The organism is Pseudomonas sp. 2995-3 (assembly GCF_002742565.1).
Taxonomy (GTDB): domain Bacteria; phylum Pseudomonadota; class Gammaproteobacteria; order Pseudomonadales; family Pseudomonadaceae; genus Aquipseudomonas; species Aquipseudomonas edaphica.
This window is the reverse complement of the sequence record NZ_LJSB01000223.1, coordinates 116,444-134,961: the sequence shown is the minus strand read 5'-3', so window position 1 is coordinate 134,961 and position 18,518 is coordinate 116,444. Positions and strand designations below refer to the sequence as shown.

Genomic DNA, 18,518 nt, shown 5'->3' with positions numbered 1-18,518 from the left:
GCCCTCAACGCTACTTGACCAAGCGCTTCTCTTTGGACGGCCGATAGCCGAAATACGCGCTGTAGCACTTACTGAAATGGCTCGGCGACACAAACCCGCACGCCACCAGCACATCCACCTGTGACAGTTCGGTGTGCTGCAACAAACGCCGCGCCTCGGTGACACGTAACTCCATGTAATAGCGTTGCGGCGTAGTGCCCAGTTGCTCCTTGAACAGGCGTTCGAGCTGGCGCCGCGAGCGGCCGGCGTAGACTGCCAATTGATCCAGTTCCAAGGGTTCTTCGAGGTTGGCGTCCATCAGTTTCACCACTTCACGCAGTGGCGCGCTGACGCTGATGTTCTCTGTGGGTTTGATACGCCGGTAGCGTGACTCTTCAAACGCCAGGATGTCTTCGATACCTTCGACCAAGGCCTTGCCATGCAGGCTTTTGATCCAGTCCAGGGCCATATGGAACGCGCCCGATGGGCTGGAGGCGGTGAGGCGATCGCGGTCAATCACGTAGGGTTCGCTGGTGACCTGCGCAGCTTTGGACACTTCCGACAGCGCCGGGCGATGTTCCGGGTGGATCGCGCAGCGGTAACCCTGCAACAGCCCGGCGCGACCAAGGAACCAGGCGCCGTTCCATAGGCCGGCGAGGCTCACACCCTGTTCGGCGGCGCTGCGCAACAGCTGGATGAAATCCTCGCCGGCTTTGAGTTCGGTGCGAAAACCGCCGCAGATCACCAGCAAATCCAGGTCGGGCAATGCCGACGCTTGCAGGCGGGCATCCGGGCGGATCACTAGGCCCAGGTCGCTGATAACTTCGCCCTCGTCACACCCGAAGGTACGCGTGGCAAACAGCTCGGGGCGCAACAGGTTGGCGGTGATCAGGGTGTCGAGGGTCTGGGTGAATGCCGGCAGGGAAAAGTGTTCGAGCAGCAAAAAACCAACGCGGGTGACCGGCGACGGCTGCTGGAAGTTTTCATTCAGGTAGCGCAGGTTCTTGCCTTTCATGCCACCGCTGAACTGGCGTCTTTCCATCGAGGGTTGGCCCACTCTTTTTGTTTATGCAATGGGCGCTATCTTAGGGGCAAATGCGCCGGCTGTCGTGCCGCATTCCCACGAAGAATAATGACTATGCTGCGTGGCCGCCGCCACGATGGAGGACGCTTGCCTGTTGATAGTCAACACGACCTTTAAGCCTGATCTTTACAAAAGCAACCGCATCCCAGGCCCGCAGCCTGGCAGCTGCGGGACCATCTGATACGGTTTTTTCTTTGCTATCTGCGTCTGTATCGAAACGCCAGTGAAGCGGACAATGGGCGCCATTCCGACACTCCTGTCGACTCCCTTCCCTTCGGAGGCCTTATGACCAAGATGGCAATTTTCCTGTTCGGTTTTCTGGTGCTGACCATCGGTATCGGCTTGCTGGCAACCATCTCGCCGGTGTGAGGCACTGCTTCACGCAAAAAGCATCGGGTACAACGACAGCACCAACAGCGCCGCCATCGACCCGTTGAATACCCGCAACCAACGCGGCTCGCGCAGCACGTTGCGCAATCCACTGCCGCAGCCCACCCACACGCACACACTGGGCAGGTTGACCACCGCAAATACCAGCGCAATCACCAGTACATTGGTCACATAACCTTCGGCCGGCGTATAGGTGGTGATTGCTCCCAGCGCCATGATCCATGCCTTGGGGTTGACCCACTGAAACGCGGCCGCGCCAAGAAAGGTCATGGGTTTGCCACGCTCGTCAGGGTTCTCGGACATGCCGCCAGCGGTGGCAATCTTCCACGCCAGGTAGAGCAAATAGGCCGCTCCCACATAGCGCAACACCGTGTAGGCCCACGGGAATACCTTGAACACTTCGCCCAGGCCCAGGCCTACCGACATCACCAACAGCATGAAGCCGATGCTGATCCCCAGCGCGTGGGGCATCGAGCGGCGAAAGCCAAAATTCACCCCCGAGGCGAGCAACATGGTGTTGTTCGGGCCGGGCGTGATCGAGGACACGAAGGCAAACAGGACAAAGGCGGACAAGAGGCTGGTGGACATGAACATGGCGCGGCATCCAGGCGGTAGTGGTATGCCTGCGACAGTAGTGGGTTACAGCCCTTGCCGCCCCGTACAGCTAGGGGCGGATCGAGGCATACACTTTGGCGTTATCGAGCTGATCGGTAGAGTTGCGCGCCTTGCTTGAGTCTGCGCTGAACACATCACAACGGCTTACCGCGCCGACTACGGTTCCCGCTGAGCCCGCCGGGAACCGTTGGTGTTGGCAGACAACCCACGCGTCTCAGTTTTGGGGCCGTTGCTTGGTCGAGTCCAGCTCAGCCTTTTTGCCCGTGGAGATCTCGGTGATCTGCGCGGACTTGGCGATGGCAAAGTCGAAGGTGTCCTGCATTTTGGCGATGGCGTCGGTCGAGGTGCCATCGAGCCCACCCTTGGCCGCCCAATCAAAGTTCCACACGCCGGAGAGGTTGTCGGCCCCCGCCACGTCGTGGGTTTCAATCGCGGTGAACACGTCCGGGTGGCGCTCCATGTACTTGGCAGCGTCGGACACATCCGTGGGCACTTTGCCCGAAGCGTTGTTGGCCAGTTGCGTGAGCTCCTGCTTGGTGATCGCTGACTTGCCCGTTTGGCGCATGTAGTCGGCAATGACCTTGCTGGACTTGGCAATGTTCAACTTGTCGTCGAACGTGGAAGGCGAAGACTTTGGCGTATTCGACCCGCCAGACGCGGGCGTTACGGTAGTAGACATCGGCGCTGCTCCTTCAATGGAACGAATGAAATCGTCAAGCTGACGATACCCCGACGCGGACGTTAGCATGGGCAAAGGGCCATTCCGCACGCTTCACAACATTTCACAACGCCAGGCGGGTTTTGCCGGTGTTTTCGAAGCGCCGTTACCCTGTGCTAGCTGACAACCTCTAGTATGAGTGGGCTGTTGTGGCGAGCAAGCTTGCTTGCGCTGGGGTGCGAAGCAGCCCCAATAAAGGCACTGCAATGTTCCTGAAAGAACTCAGCGACTGGGTTTGGCGCTGCTTCGCAGCCCAACGCAGGCGGTGCGACGATTCGACAAGCCTGCTCGCCACAGGAGAAATTGGCTGCCTTGAAAAGTTGTGTAGGTACCTAGGGCCATCGCAGGCAAGCCAGCTCCCACATACAAGCAATTCGAAAAAATCATCAGGCCGTGCGCACATCCCGCTGCCTGGCCAACCCTTCCAGCGTAAACCGTGCCTGCATCAGCACCACATCGCGCACCGCCTCCATCTCCTTCTGATTCACCTCGGTCCACTTCAGCGCTTCCAGCAACTTGGGCTTCTGCACCCGAAACGCCAAGCCCTGGGTGAACAGCGCCATGGAGTGAATCACCGTGCGCTCGTCTTCCACGGCAAAGCCGGAAAGGCGCGCGATCAGTTGGCGTATGACCCGACCAATGCGTGCCTTGAAGCGGTCTTCAAAGGCGGTAGTTGCGCTTTGCGGGCACAGGCCCGCCTGATGACGATCCATAAATGCGCGCCAGATCGTGGTCTGGGGGCTGTCCTGGATGGTGGACACCACCGTACCCAGAATGCCCAGCGAGACGTCGATCAAGGTTTTATCGCTCGCCTTGGCATCCGCCAACGCGGCCTCGGCCGCTTCCACGCACGGCGACATCTTGCGCCACAGCAGCGTGATCAAATGCTCGACACACTCCAGGTACACGCCTTCCTTGCCATCGAAGTAGTACTGGATCGCGGGCGCATTAACCCCGGCAGCCGTGGCGATGTCACGGGTGGACGCGCGGTCATAGCCGCGTTCGCCAAACACCTCGACCGCCGCTTCGACGATACGTGCGCGGGTTTCTTCACCGCGCTGGTAACCACCTTCGGCAGCAGGTTTATGTCGTGCCATGTGCAGCTCCTCTCGAATACCGGACCAAAATATACCAGTTGACAAAAATTCGCGAAAAATAGAATTTATTCCATCCGATATAAAACCGGCTCTCACAAACAGGAATGACTCGATGTCCGCTGCAACCCCCTCCCCTCAGGTCATTCCTGAAGACACCGTTAATGGCCAGCGCAGCAAAGCGCGCCGCATTCTCCTGAGCATCGCCACCCTCGCGCTGCTGGGCGGCCTTGGCTGGGCCGGGTGGTGGTGGCTGAACGGGCGCTTTGTCGAAACCACCGACGATGCCTACCTGCAGGCCGACAGCATCAGCGTAGCGCCCAAGATCAACGGCTATGTGGCCGAGGTGCTGGTCAGCGACAACCAGAACGTCAAGCGTGGCGACGTGCTGGTGCGCCTGGATGCGCGCAAATACCAGGCGGTGAGCGACGAAGCCTCGGCGACGATAGCTGCGCGCAATGCCGACTACGCCAAAGCCCAGGCCGACCTGGTACAGCAAGATTCCACCATTGCCGAAGCCCGCGCCCAATTGCAAGGCGCCCAGGCCGACGCACAACACGCACAAACCGAAGTGGCCCGTTATGCACCGCTGGCCCGCTCCGGCGCCGAGCCAGAAGAACGCCTGGCGCAACTCAACAACCAACTGGCGCAGGCACGCAGCACCGTGGCGGCCAAACAGGCTGCACTGCGCTCCAGCGAAACCCGCTACGGCACCCTGCAAGCCCAACTCAAGCAGGCCCAGGCGCAACTCGGCGTGGCCAAGGCCAGCGAAGCGCAGAGCCAGCTGGATGTGGATGATGCGGTGATCCGCAGCCCGCTCGATGGTCGGGTCGCCGACCGTGGCGTGCGCGTCGGCCAGTATGTGCAGCCCGGCACGCGTTTACTGACGGTGGTGCCGATCAGCGCGATTTACCTGACCGCCAACTACAAGGAAACCCAGATCGGCGCCATGCGCCCCGGCCAGGCTGTGACGGTACACGTGGATGCACTGCCCGGCCGCAACCTGCAGGGGCATATCGACAGCCTGTCGCCCGGTACTGGCGCGCAGTTCGCCTTGCTGCCGCCCTCGAATGCCACCGGCAACTTCACCAAAATCGTGCAGCGTGTGCCGGTGAGGATTGCCCTTGATGTACCCGATGATATTCGCGCGTCGTTGATGCCCGGCCTGTCGGCCACCGTCGAAGTCGACACGCGTAGCCACGCGGCGGATGCCAACCATGGCTGAGGCGCTGATGGCCGAGGCCGTCGCCGAAAAACCGCGCAACGCCTCGTTGACCGACTGGATCGCCGTGGCTGCCGGGGCATTGGGCGCCTTGCTGGCGACGCTGGACGTGTCGATCACCAACTCGGCGCTGCCGCAGATCCAGGGCCAGATCGGCGCGACCGGCACCGAAGGTACGTGGATCGCCACCGGCTACCTGATGTCGGAAATCGTCATGATCCCGCTCGCCGCATGGCTGACGCGGGTATTCGGCCTGCGCCGCTTTCTGATCGGCACCGCGCTGATGTTCACCGCGTTTTCGATGTTCTGCGGCTTGTCCTCCAGCCTCGGTGCGATGATCGCCGGGCGCATCGGCCAGGGCTTCGCCGGCGGTGCGATGATCCCCACCGCGCAGACCATCGTGCGCACGCGCCTGCCCCCGCACCAACTGGCGATCGGCACCACCATGTTCGGCATGACCGTGATTCTCGGCCCGTTGCTGGGCCCGGTGATCGGCGGCTGGCTCACGGAAAACATCAACTGGCGCTGGTGTTTCTTTCTCAACCTGCCCATCAGCATTGCGCTGATCACCTTGCTGATCACCGGCCTGCCGACCGAGCGCATGAACCTGCAACGCTTTATCAGCGCTGACTGGTTGGGCATCCTCGGCCTGGCCATGGGTTTGAGTTCGCTGACCGTGGTGCTCGAAGAAGGCCAGCGCGAACACTGGTTTGATTCGCTGCTGATCATCTGGCTGAGCATCGCCACCGTCACCGGGTTCTTCCTGATTGCCGTGGGGCAACTGCGCTCAACAACCCCGATCCTGCGCCTGCAACTGGTGCTCAACAAAAGCTTTGGCAGCGTGCTGTTGATCGGCACAGCGGTCGGCGCCGGCATCTATGGCACGGCGTACCTGGTGCCGCAATTCCTGGGCATTTTGTCGGGCTACAACGCGCAGCAGTCGGGCGCGATCATGCTGTTATCGGGGATTCCGGCGTTTGTGTTGATGCCGATTCTGCCAAGAATGCTGGGCCGCTACGACCTGCGCTGGATGGTCGGCGCCGGGCTGTTGCTGTACTGGGCCAGTTGCTACGTCGACACCACGCTCACCACTGACAGCGTTGGCCATGACTTTATCTGGTCGCAACTGCTGCGCGGGTTCGGGCAGATCCTGGTGATGATGCCTCTAAGCCAATTATCCATGCGCTCGGTGCAAACCCACGAAGCCGGGGACGCTGCCGGGCTGTACAACATGTCGCGCAACCTGGGCGGCACCATCGGCCTGGCCCTGCTCGGCGTGTTGATGGACCGGCGCAGCCACTTTCACGACGACATGCTGCGCGAAGGCGTCCAGGCCAACAGCCAATTGGCCCAGGACCACATGGCAAGCAGCACCGCCAGCTACCTGGCACAAACCGGTGATGCGTCCACCTCACAGCTGCAAGCCTTTGCGCAACTGGCCAATGATATCGCGCGGCAAGCTTCGGTCATGGCCTACAACGACTCGTTTTATCTACTGGGACTGGCGATGCTGGCGTGCCTGCCCCTGATCTTTATTCTGAAAAAGCGCACGGTAACCCGATGATCCCTCGCAAGCTTGCTCTTCTGTTCAGCGTTGCGCTGCTGTCCGCCTGCACGGTCGGCCCCGACTACCAGGGTGCCCCCAACGTTGCGCCAAAAACCCTGGCGGCCGGGCGCCTGCCGCATGCCGATAACACCTCCGCTGGCGCACCCGCTGTCGCGCAGTGGTGGCGCACGCTGGGCGACGCGCAGCTCAACGAACTGGTGGACAAAGCCCTGCGCAACAGCCCCGACATCGCCACCGCCCAGGCCCGTTTGCAGCAATCGCGCGCCAGCCTTAGCGGCGCACAGGCCAACGCGATGCCCAAGGTCAGCGGTGATGCTGCGATGCTCAAACTGCGCTCGCCCGACACCTCCGCGCTGGGTGGCAACAGTGGCGGCGGCCGCGGCCCGCTGAACCTCTACCTCGCCGGCTTCGATGCCAGCTGGGAAGCCGACCTGTTCGGCGGCACCCGTCGCGCCGTCGAGGCTGCGCAGGCCGAAGCCGACGCGTCCCAGGCGCAATTGGCCGATGCCCAGGTGCAACTGGCCGCCGAAATCGTCCAGGCCTACACCGACCTGCGCGACCAGCAAACACGCCTGGCACTGGTGGACTCCAGCGTCGACATCGAAAACCAGGCCCTGGACCTCACCCAGCAGCGCCGCGAGCGCGGCGTGGCCTCGCAACTGCAACTTGAACAAGTCATCACCCAAGCCGAAAACACCCAGGCCCAGCGCCTGCCACTGCAAGCCGCCATCGTCGAATCCCTCGACCAACTCGGCCTGCTTTGCGGCCTGGAACCCGGCGAACTGGATGGCCAACTCGCCACTGCCCGCGCCCTGCCCGCCTTACCCAGCGCCGTGCCGTTGGCCGACCCGGCGGCGCTGCTGAGGGCGCGCCCGGATATCCGCATGGCCGAGCGTAAACTGGCCTCCAGCAACGCACAGATCGGCGAAAAAACCGCCGACTGGTTCCCCAAGCTCAGCCTCACCGGCGACCTGTCCTTCTCGGCCAGCGACCCCGGCCACCTTGCGCGTAAAGACAGCGGCACCTGGCTGGTCCTGCCGCGCATCACCTGGAACGCCCTCGACTTCGGCCGCGTCGCCGCCAGCGTCAAAGGCGCCGAGGCCGGACGCGATGAAGCCTTGGCGCAGTACAAGAGCGTGGTATTGAGTGCATTGCGCGATGCGGATGTGGCCTTGGCACGCTATGGGCATCAGCGTCAGAATGTGGTGCTGCTGCGTAACGTGGAATCTTCGGCAATACGCGCCGCCGACCTGACCCGCCAGCGTTATCGCGCGGGCACGGCCAGCACCCTCGATTGGCTGGATGCCGAGCGCACGCGCTACCAGGCGCAAGAGAGCCGGATATCCGGCGACGCTGAACTGCTGAAGGATTTTGCCTCGCTGCACAAGGCGCTTGGGTTAGGCTGGACGCTGTAAAGGGTTCTACGCACATAAACCAAGGAACAACATGATCACCCTTCGTAAAGCGACAACGGCCGATATCGATACGCTGCGCGAGGTTGGTTGCCAGACCTATCGCGAGCATTTTTCGACATTATGGTCGCCTGCCGGTATGCACGGTTTTCTTGAGCAGGATTTTTCATCCAGTGCGCTGCGCCAGTCACTCGAGTTGCCAGGCAAGCATGCGTGGTTCACTGCTTTCGATGAACAAGGCAACGCCGTCGGGTTTGCCAAAGTGAATTGGTCGGTGCCGGCGCCGTTAACCGCTGAAGTGGGCGCGGAGCTGCAGAAAATCTACCTGCTCAAATCCGCCGCCGGCAGGGGTTACGGCAAACAACTGTTGCAGTGTGTTCGCGATGAAGTGGCGCAACGTGGTGAGCATTTACTGTGGCTGGACGTGCTCAAAACCAACGTCAGTGCACAGGGCTTTTATGAGGCATTCGGGTTTCGGCGCATGGGCGAAATCCCCTTCAGCACGGACCTTGCCGACATCGGGATGGTCGTCATGGGACTTCAATTGAAACAGCAGGCGCAGTGCTAAATGGCCGAACTGATAGAGGGGCTCGACGGGCCCAGAACCGCACAACAAGAACTGTTTTACGACCTTGACGATGCACGCGCAGTTATCGGCTGGTCGGTGGTGGAGCTGACGGCGATGGCCGCGAACGGCCGAACACCCGACGAAGCGGTGGCGCTAATGAAAATGTGTGCATTGCTGGCTGCGCAGCAGGAAAAGCTTGGCGTGTACGCCGAAGAGGTGAAGGCACAGCGTATTGTCCGCGCTGAGGCCTAGCGAGTAATAAAAAAAGGAATATATACATGCCGTTTTCATTGGAAGAAAGAACCGCCTTGCTCGCTCTCAAGGGCGTAGGCCCCACCGTGATTACACGGCTGGAGCAGTTGGGCATTGACTCATTGGAAGTGCTTGGAAAGTCGAACGTGAGCGACATTCTGGCGCAAGCATCGGCAGCAGTCGGGTCGACCTGCTGGAAAAACAGCCCTCAAGCGCGGGCGGCCATTACTGCAGCTGTGGCGCTGGCGCAAAAAGCCTGACAAGAAGGTCTAAACCACTGCCGGAATCCTGCACGTTGGTTAATGGCCGTTACCCATCACTTAAAGGCGAACACCGTTACTGTGGCGAGCAGGCTTGTCGAATCGTCGCACCGCCTGCGTTGGGCTGCGAAGCAGCCCCAGTTCACTCTAACTGACGTGTCACGCCGCCTGAATAGGCTTAAATAGAACCGTCCCTCTATGCGGCTACACGCTAACGGCAAACTTCAGCCGTGGTTTTAATAAAAGAGAATTTATTTGCTGTTCTCCCCCTGCGCAATCTAGCCTCGGACATTTCCCACAACCTAACGAGGTTGAGCCATAGGAAGCAACTTAGCTAGGATCCACCGTCGCAGTAAATCCTGTGGCCGGGTGTCGCAACCTGAAGTAATCTGAGGCGCGGTAGCGCCATAGCTCTGTAGCAGGCGCTTTTTTTATGCCTGCTTACCGCATCTATGGTGGACCGTGTGAGGCGGGCTCTTGCCCGGCTGGTTTCCTCAGAAACTGGTTTGCGACCCTTGCACGGTCCACCACCCACTCGTGTCGCAACGACGGTGGTGGCCTCTTAATTTTCTGAGGGTCAAGAGGATGTTTTCTACAAGTCGCAGCTGCCCAGTTATTGAAGTCGAAGTGATAAACCTGAATGTTCACTCAATGCATTGCACGGTGGGGGATCATTCATGAACGCCAGCAAACAGGATAAAGAACTCTCCACCAGTGTTTTCAAAGTAAGGACTGATGTGACTTCAGAAGATGTTTTGGTCAATGCAAGTGAGATTTTGGCTTCGGCATCAATTATGGCTAATGAGCAAGCATTCAGTTTAACCGGATCGCGGCGACTTCAAATCTTTGGGTTGGCGCAATTGATTGAGAACGCGCAACTGCTCGTGGATGATGCGCTGGATAAATTGAGTCCAACAGCCGCTGACCATTGACCGCCTAGCAATTGAACATGGAGAAGATCACCATTTTTAACATTCAAAAATGGTGGTCTTCCCCATGTGAACTCGGCAATTACTGCCAGCCTTCATTCTTTCGTTCGTTACCTGTCAGGTTTGACAGTAGCGGAGCACGCACACGAAGGTGTAGGTTCATTGGCAAGGCCGAGACATCCAGCAAAATGGCGAGGCCGCAACAACGGTCGATTGGAATAAGGTTTATCGACTTCTATGGCTGAGACGCGCTCTCAATTCAGCCCTGCCCTGTTCTCTGATCAGGAGATAAGTATGAACAGTCCTAATACGAGCCATGACAAATCATTCAGCAACATTCGGATTATAAGATCATTGATATTTACAGCGTTAAAAGGGCTGTATGTTGTAGGAGGGCTCCTCATCATGACAGCAGTGTATTCAGATGAAAGTTCCGAGCTCACGGAGAACCAGCTTATAACCCCAGGGGTTGATGCGCGTTTTCCTAATTCAAACCCATCCAAACACTGCCGGCAAAATTATGAGGACTACTACAGGTGCATTAAAGCTAAAGGTGAAGATTATCCTCCTTGCACACAGTTTAAAAAAAACTTTGCATCATTGTGCCCAGCTGGATGGGTAAAAAAGTGGGACGAAGAACGCGAAAACGGCACCTATCATAACCAAGAGCAGCCCTGAATTCTCTCTGAAGTGAAACCGGATACAAACACAGAGATTGGATACGCCGTGAAATTCGAGGCCGAGTAAGCTGAGGCCCACTCACTCCCACTAGCCTTTACTTTCCCGCGCCCAATAAAAAACCCCGTAGACGTTAATCTACGGGGCTTTAAGAGTGGAGGCCGAGGTCGGAATCGAACCGGCGTAGGCGGATTTGCAATCCGCTGCATAACCATTTTGCTACTCGGCCTCAAACGATGAATGCCCTGACTGCTGACATTCACCGCATAAAAACTTGAGTGGGCTGTAAAACCCTGCCTCTACTCTAACTCATTGAATGCATTGAAGTTTTAAATGCTTCGTTGCGTTCGATGGGCGCCATTATGTACGTATTTGCTTTTACCTGCAACCCCTTGATTTCAAAAATATTTCGTATAGCCATCAAGGGGTTGCGGGCCTGCCCTACTCCTGGATGCGCTGCTGCTGATAGTGCGGGTCGGCCTTGATCTGGGCTTCGGTGAAGGGCAGCGCGCGCAGCTTTTTCTCGGAGAAGGCTTGGGTCTGGTCCTTGGCGTGTTTGGATGCGGGGTTGCTGGATTCGGAGAAGGCCAGCACGCCCAGTGCCTGGGGGCCTTTGTCGTCGAAGGTGACGATTTGCAGGTAGCTGGTGCCGCTGACGACTTCGCGTTTGCCGTCGGCGCGGGGCACGGTTTGCATGGCGTTGTAGATGCCCAGCTGTTGCGGGCCGCCGTGCATGGGGGTTTGGCCGCTGACCTGGATGTCGCCCCAGCGGGTGGCCTTGAGTTTACTGACCTCTTCACTGGAGGCCAGCATGGCTTCGCGCAGGGCTTTGGCCACCTCGATGTGGTCGATGGCCAGGCCACGGGGGGTGGTCAACGGTTGTGACGAATCGAAAGGCACGCGCCAGGCGTCGGGGATTTGTTGCAGGTGTTCGACCAGGTTAATGAAATGCACCAGGCCGATGCCGCTGTCGAGGTTGGCGTGCTGGTCCCAGGCTTTCAGGCTGGTACACAACGGTTGCAGCGCGGCGGCGTCAGTGCCCAGATGTTTGGCGCAATATTCGAGCAGGTCTGGCATGACTTGTCCGGCGAGGTACACCTCGTTGTCCATGACCATGTTTTGCAGGTCGGCCACGCTGATCGGTTGCTTCTCCAGGGATTGCAGGCGTTGCACGGCGAAGCGTGCGCGCGGGCCGAGGCCGATGTGGTCCTGGCTGATCACCGGGGAGAAGCCGGTGAGTGGCGCCTTGGGGTTGGCCAGCCACGCCGAGTCGTTGGAGTGTTGCACGTAGTCGGTGCGTTGCAGTTGCGGCAACTGGTCGGCAGCGAAGATGCCAGGTTGCGCTGCACGCGGGTCAACGTCCCAGGCGCAGGCGCTGTGGGCGCCGTCGAGCATGATCATTTGCAGGCCCGCGCGAGGGTCGCTGCATTGCGCCAGTTTGGCGGCGCTGACGTTGGGCACCACCGACAGGTTCATGTAGAGGCTCTGGCCCTGGTCGTCGGCGGCCACGGTATTGACCCACGGTATGCCTTGCAGGGTGTGCACCGAGGTTTGCAGGTCTTTAAGGCTGGTGGCGCGGTTCATCGCGTACCACTGTTGCAGCACGCGGTCGTTACCCAGGTTGGCGTCGCGCAGGCTGAAGGCGTAGTGGCTGTCCCAGTCGAGCTTGCCGGGCCATTGCACCACGGGGCCGAATTGCGAACTGTAGACCGTATGAGTGACCTCTTTGAGGCTGCCATCGGGTTGTTTGACTTGGACCTTCACCACACGATGCTCCATAGCGATGGATTTCCCATCCAGCAGATAACGCGTGGAATCCTTGGGATCGAGGGTCAGTCGATACAGCGTGAAATGCTTGGACGTGTCCACCGTGTGGGTCCAGGCCACGTGCTGGTTAAAGCCGATATTGATCACCGGCAAACCCGGCAGTGCTGCGCCCATCACGTCCAGTTGGCCCGGGATGGTCAGGTGCATCTCATAAAAACGCATGCCACCGACCCACGGAAAATGCGGGTTGGCCAGCAGCATGCCACGGCCATTAAATGAACGATCACGGCCCACGGCCACGGCGTTGCTGCCACGGTCGAGGCTGAAACGTTGTTGATTGGCTGCTGCCAGTTCAAAGGCCTTCATGCTCGACGGCACAGCGGCAGTCGCGTTAGGCGGCGTGGCGCCGACCAGGGCTTCGGCGAATTGGCCGACACCGCCTTCCACCAGCAGCCTGCGGGTCAGCTTGACCAGGTCGTCCACGACCAACGGGCGCACCCACGTGGCGTGGCACTGGGTCGGTGCGCCCTGCTCTTTCAGATAACGGTTGTAGCCGGCGACATAGCCTTCGATGCGCTGCTGCATCTGTGGGGTTTGCGCCTTCCAGAATGCGGCAACCGCCTGGGGCGTATTCAGCCAGTTGAAAAACACATCACTGGCCAGGTTGTTGCGCTCTTCGAGTGTCGCCTGGTCCGGGCCGAAAAACCGCGCACGCTCGCCGTTCACCGTGACCACTTCATTGGCCAGCAGGCACAGGTTGTCTTGCGCATACGCGTAACCAATACCGTAACCCAAGCCACGCTCATCGTTGGCGCGGATGTGCGGCACGCCGAAGGTGGTGCGGCGAATATCGGCTGAAGCCTGTGTCACCTGTTCACGCGCTGAAGCATTCAGGCTCAGCCCCAGCAACAGCCCTGCCACGCACGCCTTGGACAACCGGTTGGAAATAATCACGCAAGCTCCACAGTCAATTTGGACACCCTTACAGGGGGCAACGACCCCACCGTAAGAACGCAGGCAACCGGGAATAATTTAGCCGCAGCGGGTGTTTTTTAAGGGCGGTCGACGTGTGACAAAGCGGATACCGACAAAATTTCTACATCCAGGACTTCATGATTTCGCTCGCTCGTTCGTCTTATTCAAATAAGAGCGCCATCATTTTCCTGATCAGGCTCTGATAAGGAGTTTTTTGCATGTACAACCCGCAACCGCCCATGGATGGACATTCACCGGCTGCCGACGCCAATTACGGCGGCGGCGCACAAGCGTTCGGCAAAGCGCCGGAGCACGGCAACCAGCGTATCCGCCATTTGCTCAAGTGCTTCGGTTTGCGCACCAGCCTGATCCGGCTGAAGGTCATTGACGCCCTCCTCACTGCTGCCGACAACCAGCGCACATTGGGCGTGCGCGGCGTGCACAGCCATTTGCTGGAACTGGGCATTCCGTTGTCGTTTCTCAGTGTGCGCGAGGTGCTCAAGCGCCTGTGCAGCGAGGGCGTGATCACCCTCAATGCCGATAAAAGCTACAGCCTCCATGCAGAGGCTGCCAAAGTGCTCGACAGTCGCGCCTGACGCTTTCGCCCGGCGCTCCAGCAGGCATCAGAAGTGAGGCTTGACCTTGCGACGCATGATGCCGTTGATCACCACTACCACGACGGCAATCGCAATCGCCAGGTACTGGAACGTTTTTTCGCTGATCACGCCGGTGTTTTGCAGATAAGACAGGCCAAACATCGACGCCAGTACTGTCAGGGCGATCAGAATCGAATATTTCAAACGTTGCTTTTGGGTCATGACGGGTTCCTGAAGCTTAAGAATGTATCCACTTTGTATCGCCGAGCATGCCAAGCACATACCCGGTTACGGGGATGGCACCGGTTCGGCAGGGTCATATGTTACAGGCGCTGAGAAATTTTGGCTTGTTCCGCACCTGATTGAACCTGTCGGTACTTTAGAGGATTTGAAAATGCTCCGTCGAATCACACTGTTGATTCCATTGCTGATCATGTTGACCATGAGCGGCTGCTTCTTTTTCCCACGTGGCGGCGGTGGCGGCTGGCACGACCACGACCATCGCTACGATGGCGGCCGTGGCTACGAGCACCGCTGACACCACGCGCGTCTCGCTTTGCAGTGAGCAAAGCGAGACGCCTGCAGTCAGCCTGCGTGCACCCAACGTTGATATAGCCAGCGCGCAAAGGCATCCAGCGCAAACCCCAGCAAGCCGATCACCACCACCATCGCCATCAACTCCGAATACGCCAGGCGGTCACGCGTGTCGAGGATGTAATACCCCAGCCCCGCGCTCACCCCAAGCATTTCGCACGGCACCAGCACGATCCACAAAATGCCAATGGCCAGGCGCACGCCGGTCAACACATGCCCGACTACGCCGGGAATGATCACCCGTCGCAGGGTTTCCCAGCGCGTGGCGCTGAGGCTTTTACTCAGTTGCAACCAGCGCGGGTCCAACTGGCGTACGCCAGCGGCGGTATTGAGCATGATCGGCCACACTGCCGCAAACGCCAGCAGGAAGTAAATCGGCTGGTCACCCACCCCCATCAACATCACCACAATGGGCATCCAGGACAGTGGCGAGATCATCCGCAGAAACTGGAACGCCGGTGTGGTGGCGGCCTCCAGGTTGCGCGAACTGCCCACCAGCAGCCCCAACGGCACACCGACCAACAACGCCAGAAACAGCCCAACGAATATGCGCTTCAGGCTCACCGCGATGTGCAGGTACAGCTCGCTGCGCCCGAGCAATTCCCACAAGCTGCTTGCCGTTGCCGCCAGCGAAAAGCGCGCCGACAAGCCACCGGTATCGCCAAACACTTTCACACCCAACCACCACAGCAACAGCAAGCCGGCCAAACCACTCAGCCCCAGCCACCAGCCAGGGATTCTGCCGTTGTTCAAACGCCGATCTCCTCGTGCCGTTCGTAACCGTCGGGCAAGCCGAAGGTTTTCATGCCGCCCACGGACTCGATGGCATTGCGCACGAAGCGGTCGTCCACCAGGTCCTTGGCCACGAACGTTGGGTCCAGGTCAGCGAGGAATTTCTTGTCGCCTTCGATCAAAGTCTCCTTCAAGCGCCGTACCAATTCCTCGGTGTAGCTGGGAAATGGGTACGGCTGGAAGTCGATGCGATGCTCGTCCCAGTTGGCATGCTGGATCGCGCCGTCAGCCAGGTACGCGGCACGGTCGGCGGCGGCCGGGGCCAGCACCTTGCTCAACACCGGCTCGGCGTGCGGTGTATAGCGGTTCGGGCCGTCCTTGGACAGCAGCTTCACCGCCTCTTCGCGGTTCTCGCGAGTCCACACCTGCGCCTTGACGATGGCATTGACCACCTTCTGCGACCACTCCGGGCGGTTGGTCAGGTCATGCTCGTGCATGAACACCACGCAGCAGGCGTGGTTGCGCCACACATCGCCGGTAAAGCGCTGCACGCGGCCGACCTTGAGGTTTTCCGCCAGGGCGTTGAACGGCTCGGCGACGATGTAGCCGTCAATGCGTTTACTCGCCAATGCCGGCGGCATATCCGAAGGCGGCAACACGATCAGGTTGACCTCATTGGCCGCAATCGCAGCGCCGGCGGCACGCGCTACTGGCGTGAGGCCGTTGTCGCGGAACAGTTGCTGCACCACTACGTTGTGGATCGAGTACCAGAACGGAATCGCCACCGACTTGCCGCCCAATTGCTTCACCTCGGTAATGCCCGGCGAAACCGTCAGGCCCGAACCGCCGACATGGTTCCAGGCCACGACTTTGGCCGGCACCTTGCTACCGTAGCGCGCCCATACCGTCATCGGCGACAGCAAGTGAATCACGTTGACCTGCCCGGAAATAAACGCCTCGATCACCTGCGCCCAACTGCGCAACAGCACCGGGCGCTCGGCCTTGATGCCTTCGGCCTCGAACAAACCGTTGTTATGCGCCACCAGCAAGGGCGTGGCGTCGGTGATCGGCAAATAGCCGATGCGTACCGGCGCGTCCGGCTCGCTGGCGGCGCGGGCTTGCAGGCTGCTGAGCAGCGGCAAGGCACCGGCGGCACTGAGCACCGCCGAGAGTTTGAGAAAGTCACGGCGCGAGTGCGTAAGGTCATCCAGACACATGTGAAAACTCCTGTTGATCAATGGGGTTGGGTTGAGGGCGGCTCGCCTGCCGTAAGGTTTTCAGAATCTCGATACGCAACGCGCCGATGGCTTCAACCTGCTCTTCGCGCGGTTGCGGCAAATCGATGTGCCATTCGCCCAAGGTCCGCGCCGGGCGGTTGCCCAGTAGCAGGATGCGGTCGGACAACAGCAGCGCTTCGTCGATGTCGTGGGTGATCAATACCGCGGCCGAACCCTGCTCGCGGTTGACCTTGAGCAGCAGGTGCTGCATGTCGGCGCGGGTAACTTCATCCAGCGCGCCGAACGGCTCATCCAGCAGCAACACCTGCGGCTGGCGGGCCAGGCAACGGGCCAACGCGGTGCGCTGGGCCATGCCGCCGGACAACTGCGCTGGAAACTGCTGGCGCGCATGTTCCAGGCCGACCGCCGCAATGGCGTGGTCGACGCGCTGGCGGCGCTGCTCAGGGCTCAAGTGCGGCTGACGGGCGAAATCCAGGCCAAAGGCGACGTTCTTTTCCAGGTTCAGCCAGGGCAACAGGCTAGGGTCTTGAAACGCCACTGCCACCCGTGGATGCGGCCCGGCCAGCGGCTCGCCCAGCACCTGCACGCTACCGCCCTGGGGCGCCTGCAAACCGGCCAGCACGCGCAACAGGCTGGATTTACCCACGCCGCTGGGGCCGAGAATCGACACCACTTCGCCCGGCTGCAGCTGCAAATCAAACCCTTGCAACACCGGCCCACTGGCATAGCCCAGGCAAATACCCTCGGCGCTCAGTACCGCCTGACTCATAGGTTGGCCTGACGGTGCAGCTCGGTGCGCAGTTGCACCAGGCTTGGCGTCACGATCGGCACAAAGGCCGACTCGCGCCAGCGCCGTGCAAAGCCACTGCCATGGGCTGTGAGGTAGGCCTTGCCACCACTGGCTTGCAGTTCCAGCTGCACCGCGCTGGCGGCGGTTTCGGCCAGGGCGATGCGCAGTTTGAACAAGGGCACCGGCTCGACGGCAAAACGACCGGCCAACAGGCCGCCTTTAAGTTCTGTGACCAGGTGATCGAGGGTCGCTCGCAAGGCTTCCAGCTCGTCACGCAACACCGTGCGTGAGGAGCCCAAATGGTTGGCCACTTCCGCCAGTGAGCGCCTCGCCAGGCCAATGGACATGCCGCACTGCAAACCCAGGAACGCCGGGCGCACCGCCGGCAGAAACTTGCGTGCATCTTCATGCAGCAACCAGTCGCGGCTCAGCTCCACGCCTTCCAGGCCCAGGGCCGCGGTATTGCTCGATTGCAGGCCCATCAGTTCCAGGTCACGCGAACGCTGCAGCCCTGCGACCGAATCCGGGATGGCCAGAATAAACGGCGCGCCGCCGCCGGCATGCTCAATCGCCGCCGCCGCAACAAAACCGTTCTTGCGCAGGTTGGTCACCCAGTGCAGGCGGCCGTTAAGGGTCCAACCGTCTTCGGTCGGCTCCGCGCTGATTTGCAGGGTCTCGATGCCGGACAAAAATTTCATCGCGTTCGACAGCCCGGTCGCCCCGGCCAGCTTGCCGCTGAGCAGGTCCGGCAACAGGTGTTCGCGCAGCCGCTCATTCGGGCTCTGCAACAAATATTCGATAAAAGAGCGCTGGCCCCAGCACACAAACGCCGCCGCCAGGGAATGGCTGGCCACGTTGGCAATGGCTTCCACCGCGCCGGTCACATCACCGCCCAGGCCGCCCAGCGCCTTGGGCACGCCGATACTTAATACATTCGACTCTGCCAGCCTTGGCAGCACTTCCTGTGGATCGCAACTGCCCACATCCAGGGCCTGCGCTTGAACATCGAGCCAACGGCTCAAGATAGGGTCAAGCATTCGTTTCTCCTTTTTACAGCA

The 18,518-nt window shown here is 60.0% G+C and carries 20 protein-coding genes and 1 tRNA gene; 10 read left to right on the top strand and 11 right to left on the bottom strand.

Features of this window, described 5'->3' with window-relative positions; genetic code table 11:
• Positions 1–10: 10 nt before the first annotated feature.
• The 4 genes from AOA62_RS21595 to AOA62_RS21580 form a co-directional block, all read right to left on the bottom strand.
• Positions 11–994, bottom strand: coding sequence for a GlxA family transcriptional regulator (locus AOA62_RS21595; protein WP_050547755.1), 984 nt, complete (start codon positions 992–994; stop codon positions 11–13).
• A gap of 447 nt (positions 995–1,441) precedes the next feature.
• On the bottom strand, positions 1,442–2,047 hold the full coding sequence (locus AOA62_RS21590; RefSeq protein WP_017138877.1) for a LysE family translocator: 606 nt from the start codon (positions 2,045–2,047) through the stop codon (positions 1,442–1,444).
• A 235-nt stretch (positions 2,048–2,282) separates the two neighbouring features.
• Positions 2,283–2,747 carry a hypothetical protein gene (locus tag AOA62_RS21585; RefSeq protein ID WP_017138878.1) on the bottom strand — a complete coding sequence of 155 codons (465 nt, stop codon included), beginning with the start codon at positions 2,745–2,747 and terminating at the stop codon, positions 2,283–2,285.
• Between the two features lie 425 nt (positions 2,748–3,172).
• Positions 3,173–3,883 (bottom strand): CerR family C-terminal domain-containing protein, encoded by a 711-nt coding sequence (locus tag AOA62_RS21580; protein WP_099549690.1) that lies wholly within the window; start codon positions 3,881–3,883, stop codon positions 3,173–3,175.
• A gap of 112 nt (positions 3,884–3,995) precedes the next feature.
• Between AOA62_RS21580 and AOA62_RS21575 the strand changes: the two genes are divergently transcribed.
• The 8 genes from AOA62_RS21575 to AOA62_RS21540 all read left to right on the top strand — a co-directional run bounded on the left by AOA62_RS21575 (position 3,996) and on the right by AOA62_RS21540 (position 10,768).
• Positions 3,996–5,105, top strand: coding sequence for an HlyD family secretion protein (locus AOA62_RS21575; protein WP_099549689.1), 1,110 nt, complete (start codon positions 3,996–3,998; stop codon positions 5,103–5,105).
• Positions 5,098–6,666: a DHA2 family efflux MFS transporter permease subunit gene (locus tag AOA62_RS21570; protein ID WP_099549688.1), complete on the top strand. Its 1,569-nt coding sequence runs from the start codon at positions 5,098–5,100 to the stop codon at positions 6,664–6,666. Before AOA62_RS21575 ends, AOA62_RS21570 begins: the two co-directional genes overlap by 8 nt.
• Positions 6,663–8,084, top strand: coding sequence for an efflux transporter outer membrane subunit (locus AOA62_RS21565; protein WP_099549687.1), 1,422 nt, complete (start codon positions 6,663–6,665; stop codon positions 8,082–8,084). The genes AOA62_RS21570 and AOA62_RS21565 overlap by 4 nt, the downstream gene beginning before the upstream one ends.
• 31 nt (positions 8,085–8,115) lie before the next feature.
• On the top strand, positions 8,116–8,649 hold the full coding sequence (locus AOA62_RS21560) for a GNAT family N-acetyltransferase (RefSeq protein ID WP_099549686.1): 534 nt from the start codon (positions 8,116–8,118) through the stop codon (positions 8,647–8,649).
• Positions 8,650–8,901 (top strand): hypothetical protein, encoded by a 252-nt coding sequence (locus tag AOA62_RS21555; RefSeq protein ID WP_099549685.1) that lies wholly within the window; start codon positions 8,650–8,652, stop codon positions 8,899–8,901.
• Between the two features lie 26 nt (positions 8,902–8,927).
• The gene (locus tag AOA62_RS21550; protein ID WP_017138885.1) at positions 8,928–9,161 is read left to right on the top strand and encodes a Pathogenicity locus; all 234 of its coding nucleotides are present in this window, start codon (positions 8,928–8,930) and stop codon (positions 9,159–9,161) included.
• A 677-nt stretch (positions 9,162–9,838) separates the two neighbouring features.
• Positions 9,839–10,093 (top strand): DUF3077 domain-containing protein, encoded by a 255-nt coding sequence (locus tag AOA62_RS21545; protein WP_099549684.1) that lies wholly within the window; start codon positions 9,839–9,841, stop codon positions 10,091–10,093.
• A gap of 291 nt (positions 10,094–10,384) precedes the next feature.
• Positions 10,385–10,768, top strand: a complete 384-nt coding sequence (locus AOA62_RS21540) for a cytochrome c oxidase subunit 6B family protein (protein ID WP_158235135.1) — start codon at positions 10,385–10,387, stop codon at positions 10,766–10,768.
• A 155-nt stretch (positions 10,769–10,923) separates the two neighbouring features.
• Here the strand turns inward: AOA62_RS21540 and AOA62_RS21535 are convergent.
• Positions 10,924–10,997: transfer RNA gene (locus AOA62_RS21535), tRNA-Cys, on the bottom strand.
• Positions 10,998–11,209: 212 nt separating this feature from the next.
• A complete protein-coding gene (locus AOA62_RS21530; protein WP_099549682.1) occupies positions 11,210–13,489 on the bottom strand; it encodes an acylase in 2,280 nt (759 codons plus the stop codon).
• Positions 13,490–13,728: 239 nt separating this feature from the next.
• Here AOA62_RS21530 and AOA62_RS21525 point away from each other — a divergent pair, with 239 nt between their 5' ends.
• The gene (locus AOA62_RS21525) at positions 13,729–14,106 is read left to right on the top strand and encodes a fe2+ zn2+ uptake regulation protein (protein ID WP_099549681.1); all 378 of its coding nucleotides are present in this window, start codon (positions 13,729–13,731) and stop codon (positions 14,104–14,106) included.
• 27 nt (positions 14,107–14,133) lie between these two features.
• Here AOA62_RS21525 and AOA62_RS21520 read toward each other — a convergent pair whose 3' ends face one another.
• A complete protein-coding gene (locus AOA62_RS21520; RefSeq protein ID WP_017138898.1) occupies positions 14,134–14,328 on the bottom strand; it encodes a hypothetical protein in 195 nt (64 codons plus the stop codon).
• A gap of 172 nt (positions 14,329–14,500) precedes the next feature.
• Between AOA62_RS21520 and AOA62_RS32060 the strand changes: the two genes are divergently transcribed.
• Positions 14,501–14,644: a hypothetical protein gene (locus AOA62_RS32060; RefSeq protein WP_169986206.1), complete on the top strand. Its 144-nt coding sequence runs from the start codon at positions 14,501–14,503 to the stop codon at positions 14,642–14,644.
• Between the two features lie 47 nt (positions 14,645–14,691).
• On the opposite strand, the gene AOA62_RS21515 is transcribed toward AOA62_RS32060, so the two are convergent.
• Genes AOA62_RS21515 through AOA62_RS21500 form a run of 4 tightly spaced genes read right to left on the bottom strand, consistent with a single transcriptional unit; the run spans position 14,692 to position 18,497 of the window.
• A complete protein-coding gene (locus tag AOA62_RS21515) occupies positions 14,692–15,453 on the bottom strand; it encodes an ABC transporter permease (protein WP_099549680.1) in 762 nt (253 codons plus the stop codon).
• Complete coding sequence (locus AOA62_RS21510; protein WP_099549679.1) at positions 15,450–16,649, bottom strand: ABC transporter substrate-binding protein; 1,200 nt, start codon at positions 16,647–16,649, stop codon at positions 15,450–15,452. The genes AOA62_RS21515 and AOA62_RS21510 overlap by 4 nt, the downstream gene beginning before the upstream one ends.
• Positions 16,636–17,439, bottom strand: coding sequence for an ABC transporter ATP-binding protein (locus AOA62_RS21505; RefSeq protein WP_099549678.1), 804 nt, complete (start codon positions 17,437–17,439; stop codon positions 16,636–16,638). The genes AOA62_RS21510 and AOA62_RS21505 overlap by 14 nt, the downstream gene beginning before the upstream one ends.
• The gene (locus AOA62_RS21500; RefSeq protein WP_099549677.1) at positions 17,436–18,497 is read right to left on the bottom strand and encodes an acyl-CoA dehydrogenase family protein; all 1,062 of its coding nucleotides are present in this window, start codon (positions 18,495–18,497) and stop codon (positions 17,436–17,438) included. The genes AOA62_RS21505 and AOA62_RS21500 overlap by 4 nt, the downstream gene beginning before the upstream one ends.
• Positions 18,498–18,518: the final 21 nt, after the last annotated feature.